Here is a 25,673-nt window from a genome sequence, read left to right on the forward strand (position 1 = left end):
ACCACTAATATTTCTATTACAGGGTCTACCTGACTCACGGAAACACTATCCGTAACAACTTCCTTCTGTTGAGAACCTTGCGATGTACAGCTGCATAATACGAACATACCTGCACCAACTAACATTAATCTAAATAATTTCATTTGCTATCATATTTGGTTTGCAACAAATCTAGGCATTTTCAAGCATAAAAAAAAGTGGTTCCCGATAGGAACCACTTTTTATATGTTAAATCTGTAAAATTCAGATTACAATTTCGGACCGGCAGCAACCAATTTCTTACCTGCTTCGTTACCAGTGAACTTAGCGAAGTTCTTGATGAAACGACCAGCCAAGTCTTTTGCTTTTTCATCCCACTGAGCAGCGTCAGCGTAAGTGTCACGAGGATCAAGGATCTTCGGATCAACACCCGGCAATTCTGTAGGAACAACGAAATCGAAGTAAGGAATAACCTTAGTAGGAGCCTTATCAATAGAGCCATCCAAAATAGCATCGATGATACCACGAGTATCGCGGATAGAGATACGTTTACCAGTACCGTTCCAACCAGTGTTAACCAAATATGCTTTAGCACCAGTCTTTTCCATCTTCTTAACCAATTCTTCAGCATACTTAGTAGGATGCAATGACAAGAAAGCAGCACCGAAGCAAGCAGAGAATGTCGGAGTCGGTTCAGTAATACCACGTTCTGTACCAGCCAATTTAGCTGTAAATCCAGACAAGAAGTAATACTGAGCTTGTTCAGGGTTCAAGATAGATACCGGAGGCAATACACCGAATGCATCAGCTGACAAGAAAATAACTTGTTGAGCGTGAGGACCTTTAGAGATAGGTTTAACGATGTTTTCGATATGATAGATAGGATAAGAAACACGAGTGTTTTCTGTTACGCTCTTATCAGCGAAATCAATCTTACCGTTAGCATCAACTGTTACGTTTTCCAGCAAAGCGTCACGTTTGATAGCAGCGTAGATATCGGGTTCACTTTCCTTATCCAAGTTGATAACTTTAGCATAGCAACCACCTTCGTAGTTGAATACACCTTCGTCATCCCATCCGTGTTCGTCGTCACCGATCAACTTACGTTTCGGGTCAGTAGACAAAGTAGTCTTACCTGTACCAGACAAACCGAAGAAGATAGCCGAACTAGTTCCTTCCATATTTGTATTAGCAGAGCAGTGCATGGAAGCGATACCACGAAGCGGGTTCATGTAGTTCATGATAGAGAACATACCTTTCTTCATTTCACCACCGTACCAAGTGTTCAGGATAACTTGTTCTTTAGTCTTCAAGTTGAAAACAGTAGCTGTTTCAGAGTTCAAGCCCAGTTCTTTATAGTTATCAACTTTTGCTTTAGATGCATTGAAACATACAAAATCAGGTTCTCCGTAAGCTTCCAGTTCTTCAGCAGTCGGGCGGATGAACATGTTAGTTACGAAATGAGCCTGCCAAGCTACTTCCATGATGAAACGTACTTTCATACGAGTTGCAGCATTAGCACCGCAGAATGTATCAACAACGAACAAACGCTTGCCGCTCAATTGTTTTACAGCTTTAGACTTCAAGTCAGCCCAAGCTTCTTCAGTACAAGGTTTGTTATCGTTTTTATATTCGTCAGAAGTCCACCATACTGAATTTTCAGAAGCTTCATTCTTAACGAAGAATTTATCTTTAGGAGAACGACCTGTGTAAACACCAGTCATTACGTTTACAGCACCCAGTTCAGTAACCTGTCCTTTTTCGAAACCTTCCAATCCCGGTTTAGTTTCTTCAGCGAAAAGCACATCATAAGAAGGATTGTGGAGAACTTCCTTCACGTCGGTAATACCGTACTTGCTTAAATCTAAATTTGCCATTTTTTAATGATTTAATTTGGTTATTGTATAATGTTATTTTTACTCTTTATTTTCTGAAAGAAGATGTTTTTCAACACCCCCTTGTCTAAGGCGCTACAAAATTAGTGCTTTATTTTAAAAAAAAGAAGTTATTAGAGAAAAATTTCCGTAATAATCAAATATTTATATTTGTGTAACAAAAATGCAATTCGTACTTTACAAATCTAGAAATTATTTGTTTCTTTGCAGGTCAAAGTCAACAATATAACAAAAGCATAGATATGAAAATCATCAATCTCAGTGAAGGCAATTCTCTCCTAAACCAATATGTAGCGGAATTGCGCGATGTACATATTCAAAATGATCGTATGCGTTTCCGCAGAAATATTGAAAGAATAGGAGAAATCATGGCATACGAGATGAGTAAAGCACTAACCTATTCCGTAAAGCAAGTACAGACACCCTTGGGAACTGCCACGGCCAGCACACACGATGACAAAATAGTGATCGCAACGGTATTCCGTGCCGGACTGCCGCTGCACACCGGTTTTCTGAACATGTTCGACCATGCCGACAACGCTTTCGTTTCCGCATTCCGTTTTTACAAAGATGATGAACACCGTATTGTAGATGTACACATTGAATACATCGCCGCTCCTTCATTGAATGACAGAACCTTGCTTCTCGTTGATCCCATGCTTGCCACCGGTGAAAGCATGGAACTTGCCTGGAAAGCGTTCCTTACCAAAGGCAAACCAGCTAAATTGCAGATGGCCTGTGTCATTGCCAGCCAACAAGGGGTAGCGCATATGGCAGAACTTTTTCCCGGCGATGATGTCACATTATGGTGTGCCGCCATAGACCCTGTCTTGGACGAGCACAAATACATTGTTCCGGGGTTAGGGGATGCCGGTGATTTATCATTCGGCGAGAAACTCTAAAGCTCAAACTATAAGGACAGTTTCAGGTGTGTTCTCTTACACACTAAAATTCTAAATTAAATGGTTAGTAACCGGCAATTATTCACTGCCTATTACTAACCATTTAATTTTTAGAACAACTCTGTAGATCCGGTTCCTACAGGGAAAATGAAAATATTATTTCACTTCCCAAATATCATTTGTCATCAGTAATTCCTGGAAATTATGATATTTTTTCTTTGCGGCCACTTCTTCAATCTGTGCATTAACGGCGTCATCATAAGTAGGCGCTTCCACATCACGGATCACCCCTAATGCAACCGGAAAATCCGGTCCTTCCATCAATGCCAGTTTCAACTGCAAAGTATTATCCATACAATGAGCATCGTGCACTAAAATGTCTTTTTCCGTCACACCATTCTCGCCAATCTTTACCACTTTCAGCCCGAAACCTTCCTGCATCAGCCCGTATTCTTTATCTACCCCAAACAACATCGGTTTACCGTGTTCCAAATAAATGGCATTCTTTGAACGACCTTCTTTCGTATATACTGATTCGTGTGTTCCATCATTAAAAATGACGCAGTTCTGAAGAATTTCACATACAGCCGCACCTTTATGATTGGCAGCAGCTTTCAGAATCTCCACTGTACCAGGACCATCCGTAGCTACCGCACGGGCAAAGAAACGCCCACGCGCACCAAAACATAATTCAGCCGGATGAAACGGATCTTCCACAGTGCCGTAAGGAGATGATTTGCTAACAAATCCACGGGGAGAGGTCGGAGAATACTGTCCTTTGGTCAAACCATATATACGGTTGTTCAACAAAATCATATTCAAGTCGATATTACGACGAACGGCGTGTATAAAATGATTTCCACCAATAGCCAGCCCATCACCATCCCCTGAAATCTGCCAGACAGTAATCTTCGGATTAGCCACCTTGCAGCCTGTAGAAATAGCAGCCGCACGACCGTGCACAGTCTGCATGGCATATGTATTCATGTAATAAGGCAGACGGCTGGAACATCCGATACCCGAAATAACGGCAGTATCATGAGGAGCCACTCCCAATTCAGCCATCGCTTTGTGCAGCGAAGCCAAGAAAAAATGGTCACCGCAACCCGGACACCAGCGAGGTTGTCCCTTTTTGAAATCTTTTGCTGTATATTCGTTCATAGTCTTTACTTTCTTTACGGTTATTATTTATTTAAAATCTCAGTGAAAGCATCAACTAACTCGCTGACTACGAACGGCTGGCCTTTTACCTCATTAAACTGATAAGGAACAAATCCGTCCACTTTCATACGGAGATATCCGGCAAACTGACCAAGATTCTGCTCAGCCACGACTACCTTCTTATATTTCTTCAGCACTTCTGCCGTATTGTGAGGCAGCGGGTTCAAATGAACAAAATGTGCCAAAGCAACCTTCTTGCCCGCATGGTTCATTTCCTCCATTGCTGAATATAAATGACCGTAAGTTCCACCGAAACCTACTATCAGCAAATCTGCATCCTCTACGCAGCCTTGCACCTTAACATCAGGCACTGGAATTTTAGCAACCTTCTCGGCACGCAAACGGCACATCAAATTATGGTTTTCAGGCTCGGTAGAAATAGCACCTGTATCACTGTCTTTTTCCAAGCCTCCCAAAATATGCATATAACCTTCCTGTCCCGGCAATGCCCAATAACGGACACCTGTTTCGGCGTTACGCTTGTAAGGAGTATAATTATCCTTCATTTCCGGAGTAACATAGGGTGGGTTAATAGCCGGATAGTTCGCCAGATCAGGCAACTTCCATGCACCGGAACCATTTGCTACAAAACCATCAGTCAGCAACACCACCGGGGTCATGTGTTCCAAGGCAATCTTACAAGCATCATAAGCAGCATCAAAACAATGAGTTGGAGAAGCTGCGGCAATGACCGGCATAGGAGATTCACCGTTACGGCCAAACAAAGCCTGCAATAAATCTGTTTGCTCAGACTTAGTAGGCAAACCAGTAGAAGGACCGCCGCGCTGTACATTAATAACCACCAATGGTAATTCTGTAATAACAGCCAGATTCATAGCCTCTGATTTCAGACAAACACCCGGTCCCGAAGTAGAAGTAGCTGCTAACGCACCTGCAAACGAGGCACCGATAGCCGTAGCGCAACCTGAAATTTCATCTTCACATTGAACCGTAGTCACTCCCAATGATTTATGTTTAGAAAGTTCATGCAAGATATCTGTTGCCGGAGTAATGGGATAAGATCCCAGGAACAAACGCAGACCTGCTTTCTCGGCAGCAGCAATTAAGCCATAAGCCGTAGCCTTGTTTCCGCTGATATCCATGTACTTTCCAGGTACTTTAGACTTAGTTTCCACCTTATAAGTATGATCCACAGACGCATGCGTATTGTGCCCATAATCATATCCGGCGTGTATCACTTTAATATTCGCTTCAGCTATTTGCGGCTTCTTTGCAAATTTCTCGCGCAAGAAATTTTCAGCAACCGCCAGGTCACGATTAAACAACCAGCAGACCAATCCCAAAGCAAACATATTACGACATTTCAACATTGACTTGTTGTCCATGCCTGTATCTGCCAGACAATCTTTCACCATCTGCGAAATAGGAGCAGCAATTACATCCTGCTTAATACCCATTTCTTCAATCGGATTGTCTGTTTTGAAAGCCGCCTTGTCCAGATCTGATTTCTGAAAACAATCTGTATCAATAATGATACAAGCTGTGGACTTCGCAAATTTGTATTGTGTTTTCAATGCAGCGGCATTCATTGCGACCAGCACGTCGCATTTGTCACCAGGGGTAAAAACTTTACCCGCACCGATATGCACCTGGAAACCTGACACACCGGTCAACGAACCTTGCGGGGCACGTATATCCGCCGGGTAATCGGGGAATGTACTGATATCATTTCCCACTGTAGCCGAAATATTAGAAAAGATATTTCCGGCCAGCTGCATACCATCGCCTGAGTCGCCTGAGAAACGGACCACCACTTGGTCCAACTCCTTGACTATCATTTCATCTGCCATAACTTATTATTTAGGGTTACAAAATTTCACTGTTTGCAAAGTTCGGAAAGTTCTGTCAAAGGACAAAATATTCCGCTATCAAACTACGTTTGAATATCAAAATGTACAAAATTAAAGGTTTATTTGTTTCCAAGCTAAGAAAAAGCAGAGATAATTACCTGTTTAAAAGCATAAATTCCTATCATTATGACAGCATCAAAAACGATTCATTTTTACAATTTATTATTTTTATCCATGTTTTATGAACAACATGAAAGTTTATAGCAGAATAACAACATTATTAGATTATAAAAAACAGACAAAAAACAACAAAACAACAAAGAAAGGATTATTTTCTTCCCACTTAAGACATTTTTCAATCTTTCATATTGCCATTTTAACAAAAAGAAGTACCTTTGTACCCATAAAGGGGCCTTGTAGTTCAACGGATAGAATAGAAGTTTCCTAAACTTTAGATAGGGGTTCGATTCCCCTCGGGGCTACAAAGAGCAGTAAACAATTGTTATACAACCGTTTACTGCTCTTATTTTACTGGATAGTTTTCAAATCTGCTTATTTAATCACCCCAAGTTCTTTGCCCACTTTAATAAATGCAGCAATTGCCTTATCCAAATGTGCCTTTTCATGCCCGGCAGACAACTGGACACGGATACGTGCCTGTCCTTTCGGAACAACCGGATAATAGAAACCGGTTACATATATGCCCTCTTTCTGCATCTTGGCGGCAAAATCCTGAGACAGTTTCGCATCATAAAGCATCACAGCACAAATCGCGCTCTGAGTTGGTTTGATGTCAAAACCGGCAGCCAGCATCCTGTCACGGAAATAATTCACATTATCCATCAGCTTAGTATGCAAAGCATCACTTTCTTTCAATATCTTAAACATTTCCAGACTAGCACCGATAATGGCAGGAGCTACAGAATTAGAGAATAAATAAGGACGGGAACGCTGGCGCAACATATCAATAATTTCTTTCTTACCGGTGGTAAATCCTCCCATTGCCCCACCAAATGCTTTACCTAATGTACCAGTAAAGATATCCACACGCCCGTATGCATTAAACTGTTCTGCCACGCCATGCCCTGTAGGACCTACTACACCGGCCGAATGAGATTCATCCACCATAACCAACGCGTCATACTTTTCCGCCAGTTCACAAATCTTATCCAATGGAGCCACATTACCATCCATCGAGAATACACCATCTGTAGCAATAATACGATGACGCTGTGCCTGCGCTTCCTGCAAACAACGTTCCAGGTCAGCCATATCAGCATTGGCATAACGATAGCGTTTTGCCTTACACAAGCGTACACCATCTATAATAGATGCATGATTCAACGCATCTGAAATAATAGCGTCTTCTTCTGTAAACAGCGGTTCGAACAAACCACCGTTAGCATCAAAACAAGCTGCATAAAGTATAGTATCTTCTGTTTTAAAATAATCAGAAATGGCAGCTTCCAGCTGTTTGTGCAAATCCTGAGTTCCACAGATAAAGCGTACGGAAGACATACCGAAGCCATGTGTGTCCATCGCCTCTTTGGCAGCATTGATCAAGCGTTGATTATCTGACAAACCTAAATAATTGTTGGCACAAAAGTTCAACACATCTTCTCCGTCATTCACCTTGATGTCCGCACGCTGAGGTGTGGTAATTATACGTTCATTTTTATACAATCCGGCTGCCTTAATATCAGCCAGTTCCTTCGCAAGGAACTCCTTCATTTTACCATACATAGCTTTGTTTTTTTATTAAGTATATAGTTTAAGTTTAAAAATCAGTCTGACTTGACAAAGTTCTTATTTTTTTTTGATATCCGATTAAATTATAGAGAAAATTTTGATAAAATATGCAGTTTTCTATCTATCTTTGCTTCCAAAAGAAAACTTAAAGCAAATAGCAAACTATGAAAAATGTATTAATTATCGGCTCCACCGGTCAGATCGGTTCGGAACTAACCATGAAATTGAGAAGTATTTACAATGGTAATATCGTAGCCGGATATATTCCCGGTGCTGAGCCTAAAGGGGAATTAAAAGAATCAGGCCCTTCTGCCATCGTAGATATCACCAACGAACAACAAATTGCCGAAACTGTATCAAAGTACAACATCGACACCATTTACAACCTGGCAGCCTTACTATCGGCTGTAGCAGAAGCCAAACCTCAACTAGCATGGAAAATAGGCATGGGAGGCCTGTTCAACGTATTGGAAGTAGCACGCGAAATGGGTTGCGCCGTATTTACCCCAAGTTCTATCGGTGTCTTCGGCAACAACACCCCTAAAGACAAGACCCCGCAAGACACTATCCGTAATCCGCGTACCATGTATGGCGTTACAAAAGTATCAGGAGAATTACTGAGCGATTATTACCATATCCGTTTTGGCGTAGATACCCGCTCCGTTCGTTTCCCCGGATTAATTTCGTATGTCACACCTCCGGGTGGCGGGACCACTGATTATGCTGTAGACATCTATTATTCGGCTGTAAAAGGTGAAAAATTTGAATGTCCTATTGCAGCCGGTACATTCATGGATATGATGTATATGCCTGACGGTTTACGTGCAGCCATTGAAATCATGGAAGCGAATCCCGACAAACTAATTCATCGCAATTCGTTCAACATTGCTTCAATGAGTTTTGATCCGGAAATTATTTATAACAATATAAAGAAGTATATGCCCGACTTCCATATGGAGTACAAAGTAGATCCGCTACGTCAAGCTATCGCCGAATCATGGCCGAACTCACTGGACGACACTTGTGCCCGTGAGGAATGGGGATGGAAACCGGAATATGATCTAGACAGCATGACACAGGATATGCTTGCCAAACTAAAAATACGATTCAATAAATAAACCACTAATATTGAATAAATAAAATAGCCTTCTCTATTCTATATGGAAAAGATAGAGAAGGCTATTTTTATACATTTCTTGCACTTATATAAAATTTTGATCGTATCTTCGTGCAAATTAACATACTGATTAAAAACATACTATGAATACAAGAGCTATTACCCAGAACAAGAAAGTCGTTACATTCGGAGAAGTAATGCTAAGGCTGACCGCCCCCAAATTCCAGCGCTTTTCCCAAACAAACGAGTTTATTGCTACTTATGGAGGAAGTGAAGCGAATGTAGCCATATCACTGGTCAACTTCGGCATCCCCACAGAATTCGTTACCAGACTTCCCGAGAATGCAATGGCACAAGCCTGCGTAAACTCACTCCAAGCTTACGGATTAGGTACAGACGGCATTATTTATGGTGGGAAACGCATGGGATTATACTTTCTGGAAAGCGGTGCAGCATTTCGTAACTCCAATGTAGTATATGACCGTGAAGGCTCTTCCTTTGCCACTTTACGTCCCGGCATGATAGACTGGGAAAAGATTCTTTCCGATGCAGGCTGGTTCCACTGGTCGGGTATAGCAGCGTCCCTGTCACAGGAAGGAGCAGATGCCTGCCTGGAAGCACTGCAAACAGCAGACCGCCTGGGATTAACAATCTCATGCGACTTAAATTTCCGCAAAAAATTATGGAATTACGGTAAATCCGCATCAGAGGTAATGCTCCCCCTTGTTCAATATAGTGATGTCATTTTTGGTGCAGAACCCGAATACAAAGAAATTTTCGGCATTCCCCCGGTAGGTTTTAAAGCTGTAGACACCTCATATCCATTAGATTTGTCCGGTTTCAAAGTATTCGGTCAAAAAGTATCAGAACAAGCTCCCCGATGCCAGAAAATGTTTCTGGAGTTGCGTAATACCATCACTTCCAATCACAATCTGCTGGCAGCCATACTTTATTCTAAAGGAACATTAAGGCATACCGGCATTTACGATATTGTCCATGAAGTAGACCGTGTGGGTGCAGGAGATGCATTTGTAGGCGGCATGATTTATGGTTTGCTGACCTACCCCGACAATGACCAAAAAACATTGGAATTCGCCCTTGCCGCATCTGCATTGAAAAATACCATATATGGAGATTTCAATCAAGTAACAGTAGAAGAAGTGGAAGAGTTAATGCAAGGAAACACTTCAGGAAGAGTAGTCAGATAACTATTTTCACGATTATAGCCAAACAGAATTGATCTGCAAGATACTGCGTAAAAAAGCAAGTTAACTTCATGGGACAAGCAAGTTAAGTTGAAATGCCAAGTAAGCTAAGTTACTTACCCAATGTACTTAAGTTAATTTTTGAAGCCACAGAAGATTCATCTACCCTTTTTCCACAAACCAATTCCAATCGACCTTATAAAAAGAGGAGGATGCTCATGATATGAGCATCCTCCTCTTTTTATTTATTTCTTAAAAGAAACCTTCTTATGCCTTTGTTTCTTCCGGCATCTTGTTACCCATAGTCAGGTAAGCGATAGGAGCAGCAATGAAGATAGAAGACAATGTACCGATCACAACGCCCAAAATCATTGCAAAGGCGAAGCTGCGGATACTGTCACCACCCAGCACGAAGATACACAACAATACGATCAATGTACTTAATGAAGTATTGATGGTACGAGCCAAAGTAGTATTCAATGAATCATTAAACAACTGCATACGGTTACGTTTCGGATACAGACCGAAGAACTCACGGATACGGTCAAAGATAACCACCTTGTCATTGATAGAATAACCGATAGCGGTCAAAATAGCGCCAATAAAAGTCTGGTCAATTTCCAATGAGAACGGAACCCATCCATAACATAACGAGTATGCACCGATGATCAAAATAGTATCGACAGCCAATGCAACAGTCGCACCCACACTATAAGCTACATTGCGGAAACGCAGCAAGATATACAAACCGATAGCCACCAATGCAAACAATACAGACCAGACAGCCGAAGTCTTGATATCATCAGCGATACTAGGACCTACTTTCTGAGAACTGATGATAGAACCACCGACACGATTATCACGGTCAATAAAGATTTCCAATGTAGTACCTTCGCCCAGCAAGTTACCATCTTTCAAAGACTGATACAAGAACTCTTCAATTTCAGAGTCGATAGTAGGAGAATCTTCATTAATACGGTAATTGGTTGTAATACGGATTGTCTTCTTGTCTGTACCCAAAGCAATAGCCTGTACATTATCTTCTGTGATTTTCTTCTTCAACAGGTCACGCACTGTTTCAGGTTCAACCTGCTGTTCAAACTGAACTACGAAGTTACGTCCACCGGTAAAGTCAATACTCTGCGCCAAACCACGGATAAAGAATGAAATGATACAGATAACGATAATCGCTCCGAATACCGTGAATGAACGTTTCATCATTCCCATAAAGTTGTAATTCACGTTCTGCATCAGATTCTTGGAGATCCCTGTAGTGAATGTCAAGTTCAACCACTTGTCTTTATTCATGAAGTGCTCATAAACAATACGGGTCAAGAATACTGCTGTAAAGAATGAGCAGAGGATACCGATAATCAACGTAGTGGCAAAACCACGAATCGGACCCGTACCGAAATAGAACAGAATGATACCAGTGATAATTGATGTCAAGTTTGAGTCAAAAATAGCAGAGAATGCGTTAGAATAACCGTCTGCTAAAGCAGCCTTAACAGTTTTACCGGCTCTCAATTCTTCTTTTGTACGTTCATAAATCAACACGTTAGCATCTACAGCCATACCCAATGACAACACCATACCGGCAATACCAGACATGGTCAGTGCAGCTTGGAACGAGGTAAGGATTCCTAATGTGAAGAAGAAGTTAACAACCAATGCGCAGTTGGCAACCATACCCGGAATCAATCCGTACATAGCGCACATATAGATCATCAACAGAATCAACGCAACAACAAATGAAATAATACCTTGATTGATAGATTCCTGACCCAATGACGGACCAACAATATCCTCCTGAACGATACGTGCAGGAGCAGGCATCTTACCAGACTTCAATACGTTAGCCAAGTCTTTTGTCACCTCCGGAGTAAAGTTACCGGTAATCTGAGAGTGTCCCCCCGTAATTTCACCGTTTACATTCGGAGCGCTGTATACGTAACCATCCAGTACGATAGCGATAGCCTTGCCTACATTGTTCTTTGTCAGAACAGCCCAGCGGCGTGCGCCGTCAGTGTTCATAGACATACTGACACAAGGCTTGTTGAACTGGTCATATTCATCTTTAGCATCAGTGATCACATCACCTTCCAACGGAGCACGTCCGTTACGTTCAGTAGACTTGATAGCATACAATTCAAAGATACGTCCCTGCTTGTCAAAGTCAGCAGCCTTTACACCCCATTTCAAACGAAGATCTTTCGGCAACATTTCTTTCACTTCTTTCATAGCAAGGTACTGGTTTACCTGAGCAGTATCTTTATAATCGGCATAACCTACCACCGACCCGTAACCATTCGGATTTAATTGAAGAACAGAAGCCAACGGATGTTCTTTCTTCATCTGCTCCATTGCGGCAGAGTTACTTGCCGTTTCGCCTTTCAATGCGGCTGCAAGACTGTCGGCAGCAGAAATTGCAGAAGCCTGTGCAACAGCAACAGTATCAGTAGCTACAGAATCAGCAGAAGCAGCACCACTTTCAACGGCAAGAATATCACGCAGTCTGTTATCTACAGAAGAAAGATAAGGAACTATTTCTTTTGCGTCGAAAGTTTCCCAGAATTCCAAGTTAGCAGATCCCTGCAACAGTTTTCTGACACGTTCCGGTTCTTTGATACCCGGCAGTTCCACCATGATACGGCCCATCTTTCCTTCCAACGCCTGAATGTTAGGCTGTGCCACACCAAAACGGTCAATACGTGTACGTAATACATTATAAGAGTTGTCGATAGCAGCCTTTACCTCTTCGCGCAATACTTTTTCAACTTCACTGTCGGAACTGCGGGTGGTTACTTTGTCTTTCAACTGCTGAGTAGCAAATAATTCAGCCAATTTGCCATTGGGAGCTTGTTTCTTATACTCTTTTACAAAAAGAGTGATAAAGTCATCCTGACTAGTGATAGATTGTTTTGATGCTTCTGCAACCGCTTTGTTAAAAGCTTCATCAGTCTTGTTGTCAGCCAAAGCCTTCACTACATCCGGTACAGAAACTTCAAGGATAACGTTCATACCACCTTTCAGGTCCAGACCCAGACCAATCTCCATCTCGCGACACTGTTTCAGCGTATAACTACCCAAATAAACTTTTTCATTCTGCATAGAATCAAGGTAATGTGCTTCACCTTTCGGGTCTTGTGCCGCTTTGTCCATGTGATAGCGGGTCACAAAAGAGAAAGAAAGATAAAACACACATACAAGGGTGAGTAATACCGCAAAAACCTTTACAAATCCTTTGTTTTGCATGTTACTTTGAAATTTATTATTTTTACTTTTTGATTAATTCTTAGTTTATACAAGGTTGCAAATATAGTTTTTTTTTCACATTCCCACGGTATCAAACACAAATATTTAGATTCCAAAAGAGAAAAAAGGCTGCAAAAGCATTTTTTGCAGCCTAAATTATTCTATCTCACAGTCTATTTTATTTCAAACCCCTGTTTTTAAGCAAGGGTTCCAAGCTGGGATCAGCCCCACGAAAACCTCTGTAAAGGGTCATAGGATCTTCCGTTCCACCTTTCTCTAGAATATTTTTACGGAAAGAATCTGCGGTATTTTTATCGAACACTCCATGTTCTTTAAACGCTTCAAAAGCATCCGTGTCAAGAACTTCTGCCCATAGATAGCTGTAATACCCAGCAGCATATCCACCTATAATATGACTAAAATAAGTGGCGCGATACCGAGGAGCTATTTCAGGAATCAGCCCCAGCTTGTCCATCGTTTCTTTTTCAAAAGCAACGACATTCAGATTGTCTGTATCAGTCAGGTTATGCAGTTCCATATCAAGCAAAGCGGCTGCCAATAATTCCGTAGTCATAAAACCTTGATTAAAAGTACCCTGATTTTGGATTTTCGTAATCAGCTCATCCGGAATCACTTCTCTTGTTTCATAATGCTTGGCATAGAGTTTCAGCACTTCAGGTTCTACAGCCCAATGTTCCATAATCTGTGAAGGAAGTTCTACAAAATCCTGCGCCACACTGGTACCGGACACTCCTTTGTAGTTACACTTGGTCAGCATACCGTGCAATGCATGTCCAAACTCATGAAACATGGTTTCCACCTCATCCAAAGTCAGTAAAGAAGGCATATTTCCTGCAGGTTTAGTAAAACTTGCCACATTATAAATTAAAGGACGTACTTCACCGGCCTGTTCACGAAAATTACTCATCCATGCGCCACCACGCTTACCTGCGCGTGGAAAGTAATCCGCATAGAACAATCCCAAAAATGAGCCATCGGCATCCTTTACTTCATACACTTTCACATCCGGCTCATATACGGGCACATCATTCAGTTCGGTCAATGTAATGCCATACAGCTTGTTGGCCACGGTATACAATCCGCTACGCACATCTTCCAAACTGAAATAGGGCTTGATTTCATCTTCATTCAAATCATACTTTTCCTGACGCAATTTTTCGGCATAATACCACCAGTCCCATGCAGCCAGCTTCTCTCCCTTACCTTCCTTATCCATTATTTTCTGCAACTCGGCGGCCTCTTTCTTTGCATTTTCCAGTGAGTATCCCCACAGGTTGTTCAAGAAATCCATGACTGTCTGCGAATTCTTAGCCATGTTCTCATCCAGTACAAAATTGGAATAACAATCGAATCCTAATAATTTTGCCTGTTCCAAACGCAATGCCATGATCTTTCCCAATATCTCTTTATTGTCATTCGCATCATCATGATTCCCCCGGTTGATATAAGCTTCATAAATATTTTTTCTTAGCTCACGGTTTTCAGCATATTGCAAAAAAGGCAAGCGACTGGAGTTTTGCAAAGTGAATAGCCATTTCCCTTCTTTTCCAGCAGCTTTCGCTTCCTCTGCGGCCCCCGCTTTCACCCATTCGGGTAACCCGGCCAAATCAGCCTCATTCTCGATAACCAACTGATAAGCGTTATTCTCATTTAAGATATGATTGTCGAAAGCAATCCCCAAAGTCGACAATTCTTTATTGATCTCCCTCAAACGGGATTGTTTTCCGGCATCCAGTCCGGCACCCGAACGGACAAAAGCTTTATAATACTTGTCCAACAGCCGGTGTTGCTCAGTCGTAAGAGTTATCTTACCTTCCTGTTCCTGTTGATGCACATCAGCCACCCGTTTATACAAATCCTGATTCAAATAAATATTATCACTATGTTCTGAAAGTACAGGAGCCATCTTTTCATTCAAGGCCGTCAACGAATCATTTGTATCCGCTTCGGTCAATGCAAAAAACACCCCACTTACTCTCGCCAGAATCCCGCCACTTTTATCCAGCGCCACAATGGTATTTTCAAAAGTAGGTTCCTCGGGATTATCAACTATTGCCTTAATTTCCGCATTCTGCTCCTCTATTCCTTTCAAGAAAGCAGGTTCATAATGCTCCAGTCTGATCTTAGTAAAATCGGGAGCACCGTACTCGGTCTGGAATTCCGTAAAGAACGGATTCATTTCTGTTTTCTGTTCACATGCACACATTACACAACACGTCGCTAACGTAAATAATAGTCTTTTCATAATCTGTCAATTAAAGGTATGTAAAATCACTTCTCCGCCACATAACACCAAATGGGGTAATGATCCGAACTCTTTATCGTATTATCCACCGTACAACGGTAAGATTTTAAATTCTTGCTCAATAAAATATTGTCTATTCTGAAATAAAAATGATTTTGATTATAAGATATGCCAAAGCCGTTTCCCGACTCCACAAAAGCATCATTCAGACCTTCCCCTACCACCCTGTGAGTGTATGATATAGGAGAATCATTGAAGTCACCGCATACAATTATGCCTCCCCCTTTGTAACCGGCCACCAAACGAGCTATGGAATCAGCCTGAACGGCACGTATAGCCGATGCTTCCGCCAGTTTTCCGATCAGCAAACGAGACCCTTGCGATACCTTTTGCTTATCAGGATCCTTCATCATTTCGCGATAGACTTCTTTATCCTTCTCAGTCAGCTTATTGGATTCCAGATGATTATTAACAATCAGCAAGGTATCACCATTCACTTTGATTTTATAAGCGATGGAACCATTGTTAAGGCTGGCATATTTCACCGGATGTGCCGACAAAATAGGAAAACGGGAATAACAACCCAAACCGTTGGCCCCCGATATCTTATGATAATTTTTATAAGGATAATCTCTTAAAGCATAATCCACCTCTTTCTTGGTTAACCGTCCGCCTACAATATATTCCTGCAGGCAGATTATATCCGCATTGCTGTTTCTTAAATATTCCAGCACAGGGTTCGGATTATCCTTGGTGTTCGCACGGTTCTTTTCAAAGGCCATCGTATTGTAGGATAAGAATTTGATTGCCCCTTCCGGTACATCAGATACAAATACATTGACTGGGAAATAAGTACGGATAGCACCAATGGAACATACCAGGCCTAAAAATGAAAGCAACGCATATTTACGATAAATCACCAACCAGAAGACCAGAAACAAAAGATTAACAATCAAAAAAGCGGGAAAAGCCAAACCGGCACATGACCATACCGGATGAGCCACAGGATCAATATAAGGGCTGTAAGCACATACCAGTAACAATACCACCATACACAAGTTTATGCCCAGTAGTATCCATCCCAAAAAACGACCAATATATTTCATATATCACTTTTTGCTCGCATCAAACAAGCTTTTCTTCTCTTCGGTAGTCAGACTGTTATAACCGGATTTCTTTAATTTATCCAATATACGGTCTATCTCCTCGCTTTGCTGTTTTTTACGGGCATTATAATCGTAATCTTTTGCCTTATCACCATAATGAACTTTCATCTTCGGTCTTTTCGATTGACGACGAAACGAAAGACCTTCCGAGAAGCAATCCAAGCATCGGTTTATCCATGACGTAGCATCATGTCCGCGGGACAATCCGGAAGCAAACCACCATCCGGCCAAAGCACCTCCTAAATGAGCGATATGGCCACCGGCATTGCCCGATGTCATAAACAGCAAATCGGTCACAACCATAAACAGAGCCACATACTTCAATCTAACAGTCCCAATAAACATAAAGTTTACTCTATATTCCGGTGCACGTACCGCAGTGGCCACAACGATAGCAAGTACGGAAGCTGATGCTCCCAACAAATAAGAATAATACAAAGAATCACTGAAATAAGGGAAAACATTGTAAGCGATCATATACAACAAACCGCCACAAATACCTCCCAACAGATAGAGCCCGCGGAAATGCTTTGCCGAGAAAAGAGACAGAAACATCTGCCCGAACCAATAAAGCCACAGCATATTAAACAGCAAATGCAAAATACCTGCGTGCATGAACATATAAGTCAGCAAAGACCAAGGCTGCTTGACAAACTGCAACGTCCAGGCCGGCAGTTCCAAATATTGAAGCACAAATGCTCCATTCCGGTTGAACAGCATCCATAAAATTCCCAATAAGGAAGTTACAATGAATACCCCTACATTAATATATATAAACTGGATATATATGTTCCCTTTGTTGAAACTATTTTTCAAATCAGTAATAAAACTGCCCATTGTTATTCTTTTTTCTCCAATACATTATCAATATAAAGCCAAAAATCATACCTCCCAAGTGTGCAAAGTGGGCAACGCCATCGGTCGAAGCACCCAAGCCCAAAAATATCTCCAAAGCAGCATATCCCATCACAAAATATTTAGCCTTGACAGGAAATGGGATAGGGAATACAAACATCTGACTATTGGGGAACAGCATACCGAATGCCAACAAAATGCCATATATCGCTCCCGAAGCGCCAACTGTAGTCATCAGATTCAAGTACTCCGCCATCGGGATCACGGCAATCCCCGTATTCACACTGTCATACTGCGATAATTCAGTCACATATTGTATATATTGCACCAGCTCCTGCACCAGTCCCGCACCTATACCACATACCATATAATAGGATAAGAAACGTTTCGGTCCCCAGACCTGTTCAAGCGTACGGCCAAACATCCACAAAGCAAACATGTTAAAAAAGATATGCTGGAAACCGCCATGCATAAACATATAAGTAATCAACTGGGCAGGATTAAAATCAGATGCCATAAAAAAGTGCAGTCCCAGCAGGTCGTTCAAGTCAATTCCATACTTCATGGCTACCACGCCGCCAAAGAAACACAACACATTTATTATCAATAAATTCTTGGTTACTGTAGGTATACTGTTCATAAATATTCTTCGTCTTATAAAACATTGATTGCGCGCAAATTTACAATTTTATTCTGTTATATAACAGAAAACAAGAGTTCTCTTACGTTTTTTTGATTTTTGGAGCATCTTTTTTAGGCTATCTGTTTGATTTCTAATTTTGAAAGCATATATTTGTCACTGATTTCGGTAAAATTTTTGTGTTACATTTAATAATTAATCATTTTCGTTATGAATAAGGCAGATCTTATCAGCGCAGTCGCCGCTGAAGCCGGCTTGAGCAAAGTCGACGCAAAAAAAGCAGTTGAAGCTTTCGTTTCAACTGTAACAAAAGCCCTCCAAGAAGGGGACAAAGTATCATTAATCGGATTCGGAACATTCTCTGTTGCTGAAAGAAGTGCAAGAACAGGTATCAACCCATCCACAAAAGCAACGATTACTATTCCTGCTAAAAAAGTAACCAAGTTCAAACCAGGTGCTGAACTGGCAGACGCAATTAAATAATTGCTATTTTACATAAAAGGACTTAAGGAAAGGGGCGCCGGTACTAGCGCCCTTTCTTCTTCATTTTTCTATTTGAACCTATGAAACCTAAAATGACAACCTTATTTAAATTCCTGATCAGCGCTGCTGTATGCGCATATTCAACACAAGTTCTTCATGCGGAAGATACAAAACTACCTTATTGGAAAGATATTCAGACCGTAGCCGTCAACAAGGAATATCCACGCACAGCTTTCATGACTTACGACAACCGGAACCAGGCACTGACCGGCGAGTATGAGAACAGCCCTTATTACAAACTACTAAACGGTACATGGAACTTTTATTATGCAGATGCATACAAAGATCTGCCTGCCAACATTGAGCAACCGGATGCCAACATAGCCTGGAAGGAGATTAAAGTACCCGGCAACTGGGAAGTACAGGGCTACGGAGTGGCCATCTACACCAATCATGGATACGAATTCAAACCCAGAAATCCACAACCGCCGCAGTTACCCGAAACCAATCCGGTCGGTGTGTATCAGCGTGATATCGAAATTCCCGCCGATTGGGATGGACGCGACATATTCCTCCGTTTGGAAGGAGCAAAATCCGGTGTATACGTGTATGTCAACGGACAGGAAGTGGGATACAGCGAAGACTCCAAGAATCCGGCAGAATTCTTAATCAACAACTACCTGAAACCCGGCAAAAACTCGCTGGTCATCAAAATATTCCGCTGGAGTACCGGTTCTTATCTGGAATGCCAGGACTTCTGGCGCATGAGCGGTATTGAACGTGATGTATTCCTGTTCTCACAGCCCAAAACCCACATCAAAGATTTCAATGTGGTGTCTACACTGGACGACACTTATAAGAATGGTATCTTCAAACTGAATGTGGACGTAACCAACCATACAGCAGCCAACAAAGAGGTAACCGTAGCATACGAATTGCTGGATGCCGCAAAGAAAGTGGTTGCAGAAGGTAACACCCCCTGTCCTGTTACAGCAGACGGGCAGAAGAGCATCTCTTTTGAAGCCGCCCTCAGCAACGTCAAGACCTGGACATCAGAACACCCTAACCTGTATCGGTTACTGATATCTCTGAAAGACGGAGAAAAAACAAGCGAAATCATTCCTTATACGGTAGGTTTCCGCCGTTTCGAGATCAAACCAACCGATCAGATAGCCGAAAACGGCAAACCATACGTTTGCTTGTTCGTCAACGGCCAACCCATCAAGCTGAAAGGTGTAAACATACACGAACATAATCCCGAAACAGGACATTATGTTCCCGAAGAGCTGATGCGCAAGGACTTCACCCTGATGAAACAGAACAACATCAACAGCGTGCGCCTCTGCCACTATCCGCAAGACCGCAAGTTCTATGAATTGTGTGATGAATATGGTATCTATGTATATGATGAAGCCAACATCGAAAGCCACGGTATGTATTATAACTTAAGCCGGGGCGGAACATTGGGCAACCATCCCGAATGGCTGAAGCCGCACATGGACCGTACCATTAATATGTACGAGCGTAACAAAAACCATCCCTCTGTAGCCATCTGGTCATTAGGAAACGAAGCCGGAAACGGTTATAATTTCTATCAGACCTATTTATGGCTGAAAGAACGCGAAGTAAAAGGCATGAACCGTCCTGTAAATTATGAACGCGCCCTTTGGGAATGGAACACAGATATGTATGTACCCCAATACCCCAGTGCCGCCTGGCTGGAAGAAATAGGCAAGAAAGGCAGCGACCGTCCCATCGCACCATCCGAATATTCACACGCTATGGGCAATTCCAATGGTAATCTGGCAGCACAATGGAGAGCAATCTACAAGTACCCGAACCTGCAAGGCGGTTACATTTGGGACTGGGTAGACCAAGGTATTCTGGAAACAGACGAAAATGGACGTACCTACTGGGCCTACGGAGGTGATTACGGGACCAATGCACCCAGCGACGGAAACTTCCTATGCAATGGAATCGTAGCTCCGGACCGCACTCCGCATCCGGCCATGACAGAAGTGAAATATGCACATCAGAATGTAGGTTTCGAAGCCATCGACCCGGCTGCCGGCAAATTCCTGGTAAAAAACCGTTTCTACTTCACCAACTTGAAAAAGTATATGATCAGTTATACCGTAAAGGCAAACGGAAAAACAATCAAAGGCGGAAAAGTATCATTAGATATCGAACCGCAAGGTTCCAAAGAACTGAACATCAACCTCAACGGATTGAAACCCAAGGCCGGCACAGAATATTTTGTAGATTTTGTAGTTACCACCACAGAACCGGAGCCCTTGATTCCTGCAGGACACGATATTGCTTCCGAACAATTCCGCCTGCCCATAGAACCATTGGCTATGACCGGACATAAAGCAAGCGGCAAGACTACCGTCAGCACGGATGGTGACATCATCACCGTATTATCACCACGTATGCAGTTCGTTTTCAACAAGAAAAGCGGACTCGTGACTTCATACAAAGTAAACGGTACAGAATATTTCGCTGAAGGTTTTGGTATTCAGCCTAACTTCTGGCGCGCACCGACGGACAATGATTATGGTAACGGTGGCCCTAAGCGCGAGCAAATATGGAAACAGTCCAGCAAGAATTTCAATGTAGCAGATGTTACCACAACAACAGACGGCAACAAGACCGTATTAACAGTCAATTACCTACTGGCGGCAGGCAATCTGTACATCATGAAATATACCATCTATCCCGACGGTGTGGTTCATGCAGGCATCACCTTTACTTCTACCGATATGAAGGCTGCCGACACGGAAGTATCAGAAGCTACCTTAATGGCCACTTTCACACCGGGACAGGATGCTCAACGCCTTGCCTCTTCCAAACTGAACGTACCACGTATCGGTGTACGTTTCCATTTGCCATCCGATATGAACCAGGTAGAATACTTCGGACGCGGACCGGGTGAAAACTACATCGACCGTAATGCAAGCAGCTTCGTTGATCTCTACCGCACTACAGCCGACCAGATGTACACCAACAACTATGTCCGTCCGCAAGAAAACGGACACCGCACCGACACCCGTTGGGTAGAACTGACCCGCAAAGGCGGAAAAGGATTGTTAATACGTGCCGACAGCACTATCGGATTCAATGCCCTGCGCAACTCCGTAGAGGACTTTGACTCGGAAGAAGCTATCAGCCGTCCCCGTCAGTGGACTAACTTCACTCCCGAAGAAGTTGCTAACCATAATGAGGAAAAAGCTAAAAATGTAATACGCCGCATGACACATGTCAATGATATCACCCCACGTAATTTTGTGGAAGTATGTATTGATATGAAGCAACAAGGTGTAGCCGGTTATGACAGCTGGGGAGACCGCCCTCTGCCGGAACATACCCTACCCGCCAATAAGGAATATCATTGGGGATTCACATTGATGCCGGTAAAATAAAAACATAGCAAGCATTCCTTCCTTAATAAGAAGAGTATGTCAGAACTCCGATGGCACTATCATATAGATTGTCATCGGAGTTTCATTTCCCATCCTACATTTCAATTATAACCTGAAAACAAGATCAGTCTGATTTATATTTGCTAGCTTTGTACTCAAAAAATCGAACACATGGAACAACAAGGAGAAATCATACTCTACCAGCCGGATGAATCAGTGAGGATGGAAGTGCGCATTGAAGATGAAACAGTGTGGCTGACCCAGGCACAAATAGTAGAACTATTCCAATCCAGCAAAGCCAATATAAGCGAGCATCTAAAGAACATTTATAAATCAGAAGAACTAATCCAAAGTTCAACCGTTCGGAATTTCCGAACAGTTCGCCAAGAAGGCAACAGACAGATTACCCGTAACTTAGAATATTATAATTTAGATGTGATTATATCAGTAGGATACCGTGTAAATACGAAACGAGGAATCCAATTCCGCCAATGGGCTAATAGCCAGGCACATGACCGTTTTCTTATTATAGACCAATCCGACGTATATCACATCGGAGCCTCTTTGAAAGATTTGGGAAAGAAACTGTTTGCCTTCTCCAAAATGGATATTCCGGCATCTATCCTCACAAAACTGCTATAAAGATGAGAGAAACAGAATCCAATAATAAAGTCCTACTAGGCATGAGCGGAGGAACAGACAGTTCCGTAGCCGCCCTTCTATTGCAGGATGCAGGATACGAAGTAACCGGCATCACCTTCCGCTTTTATGAAAAAGAAAATGATACTGAGTATCTGGAGGACGCCCGCGCTTTATGTGAACGTCTGAACATTCCCCATCTCACATACGATGTTCGTGACACCTTCCGGAAAACCATCATTGACTATTTCATCAACGAATATATGGCAGGTCATACCCCGGTTCCCTGTACCTTGTGCAACAACTACCTGAAATGGCCTCTTTTGAAGAAAATATCCGATGAAATGGGAATTTATCACTTCGCTACAGGACATTATGTACGCCGGCGCTTCATCAATGGATGCTATCACATCACTACCGGTGTCGACCCGGATAAAGACCAATCCTTTTTCCTATGGGGGCTGCCACAAGAAATCCTGCAACGTATGCTTCTCCCTATGGGCAACCTGACTAAAGCCCGTGTCCGTGAAATCGCGGCAGAGCGTGGTTTTCTGAAAGCCGCCCATAAACGGGACAGTCTGGGAGTATGCTTCTGCCCCATGGACTACCGCACATTCCTGCATAAGGAATTACCTGAAGGAAGTATCCTACCGGGTAAATTCTTCGATGAAATGGGGAATTTTATCGCACGGCACAAAGGTTATCCTTTCTATACCATCGGCCAGCGGAGAGGATTGGGCATAGATCTTAACCGGGCTGTCTTTGTCAAAGAAATCATTCCGGCAGAAAACAAAGTCATACTGAGCGACTTGAAAGCACTGGAAAAAACAGAAATGAGACTGAAAGAATGGCACATCACCAATCCCGCTTTATTACTAAACAAGGACGACATCATCGTCAAAATACGCTATCGGAAACAAGCCAACCGCTGCACAGTAACCCTGCAACCGGATAACACCCTGCATGTACAACTGCACGAGCCGCTGACAGCCATTGCTCCGGGACAGGCAGCCGCTTTCTATAGGGATGATGTAGTACTGGGTGGGGGCATTATCATCTAATTCCAGACACTTTCAAATCATATTTCGGCCCTCTTTTTTGCTGCTTCAAGATTTTCTTGATAACTTTCCGTCGTTCTTCACCTTCAGGTCGAGAAACCGGAAAGTGAAAATAGACATGTATCCGGATCAAACCTTAAATAAATAGAGATGAAAAGTAGAAATTATGCAGGCATATCCTTACTTGCCTCATTAGCCGCCTGTACCTCTGCAACAGCAGAAACCGTTCAAAAAAACAGTACGCAGGCCCCCAAAAAGCCCAATGTTATCGTTATTCTGGCAGATGACCTAGGATATGGAGATTTAAAATGTTACGGAGCCAAGAATGTAGAAACTCCCCATGTTGACAAACTGGCATCGGAAGGCATTCGTTTTACTAATGCACATACCGTAGCCGCTACCAGCACCCCATCCCGCTACTCCTTGCTGACAGGAGAATATGCATGGCGCAGACCGGACACGGACATTGCCGCAGGAGATGTAAAAATGATTATCCGTCCCGAACAATACACCATGGCAGACATGTTTAAAAGTGCCGGATATGCTACAGCCGCCATCGGCAAATGGCATCTGGGCCTGGGAGACAAGACAGGCGGACAGGATTGGAATGCTCCTTTACCAGCCGCTTTAGGTGACTTAGGCTTTGACTATCACTATATCATGGCCGCTACAGCCGACCGTGTACCTTGTGTATTTATAGAAAACGGCAAGGTAGCCAACTATGATCCGTCCGATCCCATAGAAGTGAGTTACACCAAGAACTTTCCGGGAGAACCGACCGGCAAAGATAATCCCGAATTACTGTATAACCTACATCCCAGCAACGGACATGACATGTCCATCGTCAATGGTATCAGCCGCATCGGATTTATGAAAGGGGGCGGAAAAGCACTTTGGAAAGACGAGAACATTGCCGATTCCATCACCGTTCATGCCATCGACTTTATCAAACAGCATAAAGACGAGCCTTTCTTTATGTATTTTGCAACCAATGATGTACACGTTCCTCGTTTTCCCCATGACCGCTTCCGTGGAAAGAATCCTATGGGACTACGCGGAGACGCAATCGCCCAATTCGACTGGACGGTAGGCCAGCTGATGGAAACATTGGACCAACTTGGACTAACTGAAAACACGCTGATTATTCTATCCAGCGACAATGGTCCGGTTGTAGACGACGGATATAAGGACAAGGCAGAAGAGTTGTTGAACGGACATACACCTTCCGGTCCGTGGAGAGGAAACAAATACAGCGCTTTCGAGGGTGGAACAGCCGTTCCGGTCATTGTCCGCTGGCCACAGAAGATAAAACAGACAGGAGACTCGGACGTATTAATGTCACAGATTGACTGGCTAGCCTCTTTAGGAGCTTTGATCAACGCCAGATTACCTAAAGGCAGCGCTCCGGACAGTTATGACCGTTTAGGGAATCTGATAGGAACCGACAAGACAGACCGCCCCTGGATTGTGGAACAATCCATGAACCACACGTTGTCCGTCCGTACCAAAGACTGGAAATACATTGAACCGAATGATGATCCCACTACCTTTATGAAAGCAGAAAAAATAGAAACCGGAAACCTGAACGTTCCCCAGTTATATGAAATGGAAAAGGTGAGCGAACAAGAGAATGTAGCAGAAAAGTATCCTGAGAAAGTATTTGAGTTGCAGACCATTCTGAGGCAAGTACGCAATAAGAGAATAAAGATGTAAACAGGACTCATCCAATAAGAGGATATTTCAAAAATTCGAAATAACCATCAAATGTTCCACCGTATGGGCAGGCCCATGAGCCCGCCCATACAACATAACGACAACAAAAATCACTTTTGACTCATTTACATAAAACACAAAAGCATTCCATCACAACAACTCACTCATTACCAATAACTTCCCGTGCAACAGTCTTTCAAAACCTCCTCAATCGGTATGCCGGTGGCGAAATACATCTGCTTCGGGGATGCTCTCGGACAGAATGTAAAATCAGCCCCTCGTTACCTCCCGGTAGCT

General features: G+C 42.7%; 16 protein-coding genes, 1 tRNA gene and 2 pseudogenes. 9 read left to right on the forward strand and 10 right to left on the reverse strand.

Annotated elements, in window-relative coordinates:
* Window positions 1-2: 2 nt before the first annotated feature.
* Window positions 3-125 (reverse strand): annotated as a pseudogene (locus BVU_RS23000) (proton-conducting membrane transporter); the annotation flags it as partial.
* Window positions 126-248: 123 nt separating this feature from the next.
* Window positions 249-1,856 carry a phosphoenolpyruvate carboxykinase (ATP) gene (pckA, locus tag BVU_RS04985; protein ID WP_005844412.1) on the reverse strand — a complete coding sequence of 536 codons (1,608 nt, stop codon included), beginning with the start codon at window positions 1,854-1,856 and terminating at the stop codon, window positions 249-251.
* A 260-nt stretch (window positions 1,857-2,116) separates the two neighbouring features.
* Here pckA and upp point away from each other — a divergent pair, with 260 nt between their 5' ends.
* Window positions 2,117-2,776: a uracil phosphoribosyltransferase gene (gene upp, locus BVU_RS04990; RefSeq protein WP_005844410.1), complete on the forward strand. Its 660-nt coding sequence runs from the start codon at window positions 2,117-2,119 to the stop codon at window positions 2,774-2,776.
* A 156-nt stretch (window positions 2,777-2,932) separates the two neighbouring features.
* On the opposite strand, the gene BVU_RS04995 is transcribed toward upp, so the two are convergent.
* Window positions 2,933-3,937, reverse strand: coding sequence for a 2-oxoacid:ferredoxin oxidoreductase subunit beta (locus tag BVU_RS04995; protein WP_005844408.1), 1,005 nt, complete (start codon window positions 3,935-3,937; stop codon window positions 2,933-2,935).
* Window positions 3,938-3,960: 23 nt separating this feature from the next.
* The gene (locus BVU_RS05000; RefSeq protein ID WP_005844406.1) at window positions 3,961-5,808 is read right to left on the reverse strand and encodes a 2-oxoacid:acceptor oxidoreductase subunit alpha; all 1,848 of its coding nucleotides are present in this window, start codon (window positions 5,806-5,808) and stop codon (window positions 3,961-3,963) included.
* A 410-nt stretch (window positions 5,809-6,218) separates the two neighbouring features.
* Here BVU_RS05000 and BVU_RS05005 point away from each other — a divergent pair.
* A tRNA-Arg gene (locus tag BVU_RS05005) sits at window positions 6,219-6,290 on the forward strand.
* 70 nt (window positions 6,291-6,360) lie between these two features.
* On the opposite strand, the gene kbl is transcribed toward BVU_RS05005, so the two are convergent.
* Window positions 6,361-7,551 (reverse strand): glycine C-acetyltransferase, encoded by a 1,191-nt coding sequence (kbl, locus tag BVU_RS05010; protein WP_005844404.1) that lies wholly within the window; start codon window positions 7,549-7,551, stop codon window positions 6,361-6,363.
* A gap of 170 nt (window positions 7,552-7,721) precedes the next feature.
* Here kbl and BVU_RS05015 point away from each other — a divergent pair, with 170 nt between their 5' ends.
* Together BVU_RS05015 and BVU_RS05020 are read left to right on the forward strand one after the other, a co-directional pair.
* Window positions 7,722-8,675 carry an NAD-dependent epimerase/dehydratase family protein gene (locus BVU_RS05015; protein ID WP_005844402.1) on the forward strand — a complete coding sequence of 318 codons (954 nt, stop codon included), beginning with the start codon at window positions 7,722-7,724 and terminating at the stop codon, window positions 8,673-8,675.
* 142 nt (window positions 8,676-8,817) lie between these two features.
* A complete protein-coding gene (locus BVU_RS05020; protein WP_011964993.1) occupies window positions 8,818-9,882 on the forward strand; it encodes a sugar kinase in 1,065 nt (354 codons plus the stop codon).
* Between the two features lie 264 nt (window positions 9,883-10,146).
* Here BVU_RS05020 and secDF read toward each other — a convergent pair whose 3' ends face one another.
* The 5 genes from secDF to BVU_RS05045 form a co-directional block, all read right to left on the reverse strand.
* The gene (gene secDF, locus BVU_RS05025) at window positions 10,147-13,134 is read right to left on the reverse strand and encodes a protein translocase subunit SecDF (protein ID WP_005844398.1); all 2,988 of its coding nucleotides are present in this window, start codon (window positions 13,132-13,134) and stop codon (window positions 10,147-10,149) included.
* Window positions 13,135-13,312: 178 nt separating this feature from the next.
* Window positions 13,313-15,400 carry a M3 family metallopeptidase gene (locus tag BVU_RS05030; protein ID WP_008666673.1) on the reverse strand — a complete coding sequence of 696 codons (2,088 nt, stop codon included), beginning with the start codon at window positions 15,398-15,400 and terminating at the stop codon, window positions 13,313-13,315.
* Window positions 15,401-15,426: 26 nt separating this feature from the next.
* Entirely contained in the window at window positions 15,427-16,506 is a 1,080-nt protein-coding gene (locus tag BVU_RS05035; RefSeq protein ID WP_011964994.1) for an endonuclease/exonuclease/phosphatase family protein, read from the reverse strand.
* Between the two features lie 3 nt (window positions 16,507-16,509).
* The gene (locus tag BVU_RS05040; RefSeq protein ID WP_005850230.1) at window positions 16,510-17,403 is read right to left on the reverse strand and encodes a rhomboid family intramembrane serine protease; all 894 of its coding nucleotides are present in this window, start codon (window positions 17,401-17,403) and stop codon (window positions 16,510-16,512) included.
* Window positions 17,384-18,061 (reverse strand): rhomboid family intramembrane serine protease, encoded by a 678-nt coding sequence (locus BVU_RS05045; RefSeq protein WP_005850228.1) that lies wholly within the window; start codon window positions 18,059-18,061, stop codon window positions 17,384-17,386. The genes BVU_RS05040 and BVU_RS05045 overlap by 20 nt, the downstream gene beginning before the upstream one ends.
* Before the next feature lie 210 nt (window positions 18,062-18,271).
* Here BVU_RS05045 and BVU_RS05050 point away from each other — a divergent pair, with 210 nt between their 5' ends.
* The 5 genes and pseudogenes from BVU_RS05050 to BVU_RS05070 all read left to right on the forward strand — a co-directional run bounded on the left by BVU_RS05050 (window position 18,272) and on the right by BVU_RS05070 (window position 25,376).
* Entirely contained in the window at window positions 18,272-18,544 is a 273-nt protein-coding gene (locus tag BVU_RS05050) for an HU family DNA-binding protein (RefSeq protein WP_005844385.1), read from the forward strand.
* 173 nt (window positions 18,545-18,717) lie between these two features.
* Window positions 18,718-21,966: pseudogene (locus BVU_RS05055) on the forward strand (glycoside hydrolase family 2 TIM barrel-domain containing protein); the annotation flags it as partial.
* Between the two features lie 171 nt (window positions 21,967-22,137).
* Window positions 22,138-22,608, forward strand: a complete 471-nt coding sequence (locus tag BVU_RS05060) for a virulence RhuM family protein (RefSeq protein WP_005844381.1) — start codon at window positions 22,138-22,140, stop codon at window positions 22,606-22,608.
* A gap of 2 nt (window positions 22,609-22,610) precedes the next feature.
* Window positions 22,611-23,666 carry a tRNA 2-thiouridine(34) synthase MnmA gene (gene mnmA, locus BVU_RS05065; RefSeq protein ID WP_011964996.1) on the forward strand — a complete coding sequence of 352 codons (1,056 nt, stop codon included), beginning with the start codon at window positions 22,611-22,613 and terminating at the stop codon, window positions 23,664-23,666.
* Between the two features lie 147 nt (window positions 23,667-23,813).
* Window positions 23,814-25,376: a sulfatase family protein gene (locus BVU_RS05070; protein ID WP_011964997.1), complete on the forward strand. Its 1,563-nt coding sequence runs from the start codon at window positions 23,814-23,816 to the stop codon at window positions 25,374-25,376.
* Window positions 25,377-25,673: the final 297 nt, after the last annotated feature.

The organism is Phocaeicola vulgatus ATCC 8482 (genome assembly GCF_000012825.1).
Lineage (GTDB): Bacteria > Bacteroidota > Bacteroidia > Bacteroidales > Bacteroidaceae > Phocaeicola > Phocaeicola vulgatus.

Excerpts from the sequence above, each read along its gene's own strand:
- pckA (WP_005844412.1), bottom strand. The coding sequence starts at position 1,856 with ATGGCAAATTTAGATTTAAGCAAGTACGGTATTACCGACGTGAAGGAA.
- upp (WP_005844410.1), top strand. The coding sequence starts at position 2,117 with ATGAAAATCATCAATCTCAGTGAAGGCAATTCTCTCCTAAACCAATAT.
- BVU_RS04995 (WP_005844408.1), bottom strand. The coding sequence starts at position 3,937 with ATGAACGAATATACAGCAAAAGATTTCAAAAAGGGACAACCTCGCTGG.
- BVU_RS05000 (WP_005844406.1), bottom strand. The coding sequence starts at position 5,808 with ATGGCAGATGAAATGATAGTCAAGGAGTTGGACCAAGTGGTGGTCCGT.
- kbl (WP_005844404.1), bottom strand. The coding sequence starts at position 7,551 with ATGTATGGTAAAATGAAGGAGTTCCTTGCGAAGGAACTGGCTGATATT.
- BVU_RS05015 (WP_005844402.1), top strand. The coding sequence starts at position 7,722 with ATGAAAAATGTATTAATTATCGGCTCCACCGGTCAGATCGGTTCGGAA.
- BVU_RS05020 (WP_011964993.1), top strand. The coding sequence starts at position 8,818 with ATGAATACAAGAGCTATTACCCAGAACAAGAAAGTCGTTACATTCGGA.
- secDF (WP_005844398.1), bottom strand. The coding sequence starts at position 13,134 with ATGCAAAACAAAGGATTTGTAAAGGTTTTTGCGGTATTACTCACCCTT.
- BVU_RS05030 (WP_008666673.1), bottom strand. The coding sequence starts at position 15,400 with ATGAAAAGACTATTATTTACGTTAGCGACGTGTTGTGTAATGTGTGCA.
- BVU_RS05035 (WP_011964994.1), bottom strand. The coding sequence starts at position 16,506 with ATGAAATATATTGGTCGTTTTTTGGGATGGATACTACTGGGCATAAAC.
- BVU_RS05040 (WP_005850230.1), bottom strand. The coding sequence starts at position 17,403 with ATGGGCAGTTTTATTACTGATTTGAAAAATAGTTTCAACAAAGGGAAC.
- BVU_RS05045 (WP_005850228.1), bottom strand. The coding sequence starts at position 18,061 with ATGAACAGTATACCTACAGTAACCAAGAATTTATTGATAATAAATGTG.
- BVU_RS05050 (WP_005844385.1), top strand. The coding sequence starts at position 18,272 with ATGAATAAGGCAGATCTTATCAGCGCAGTCGCCGCTGAAGCCGGCTTG.
- BVU_RS05060 (WP_005844381.1), top strand. The coding sequence starts at position 22,138 with ATGGAACAACAAGGAGAAATCATACTCTACCAGCCGGATGAATCAGTG.
- mnmA (WP_011964996.1), top strand. The coding sequence starts at position 22,611 with ATGAGAGAAACAGAATCCAATAATAAAGTCCTACTAGGCATGAGCGGA.
- BVU_RS05070 (WP_011964997.1), top strand. The coding sequence starts at position 23,814 with ATGAAAAGTAGAAATTATGCAGGCATATCCTTACTTGCCTCATTAGCC.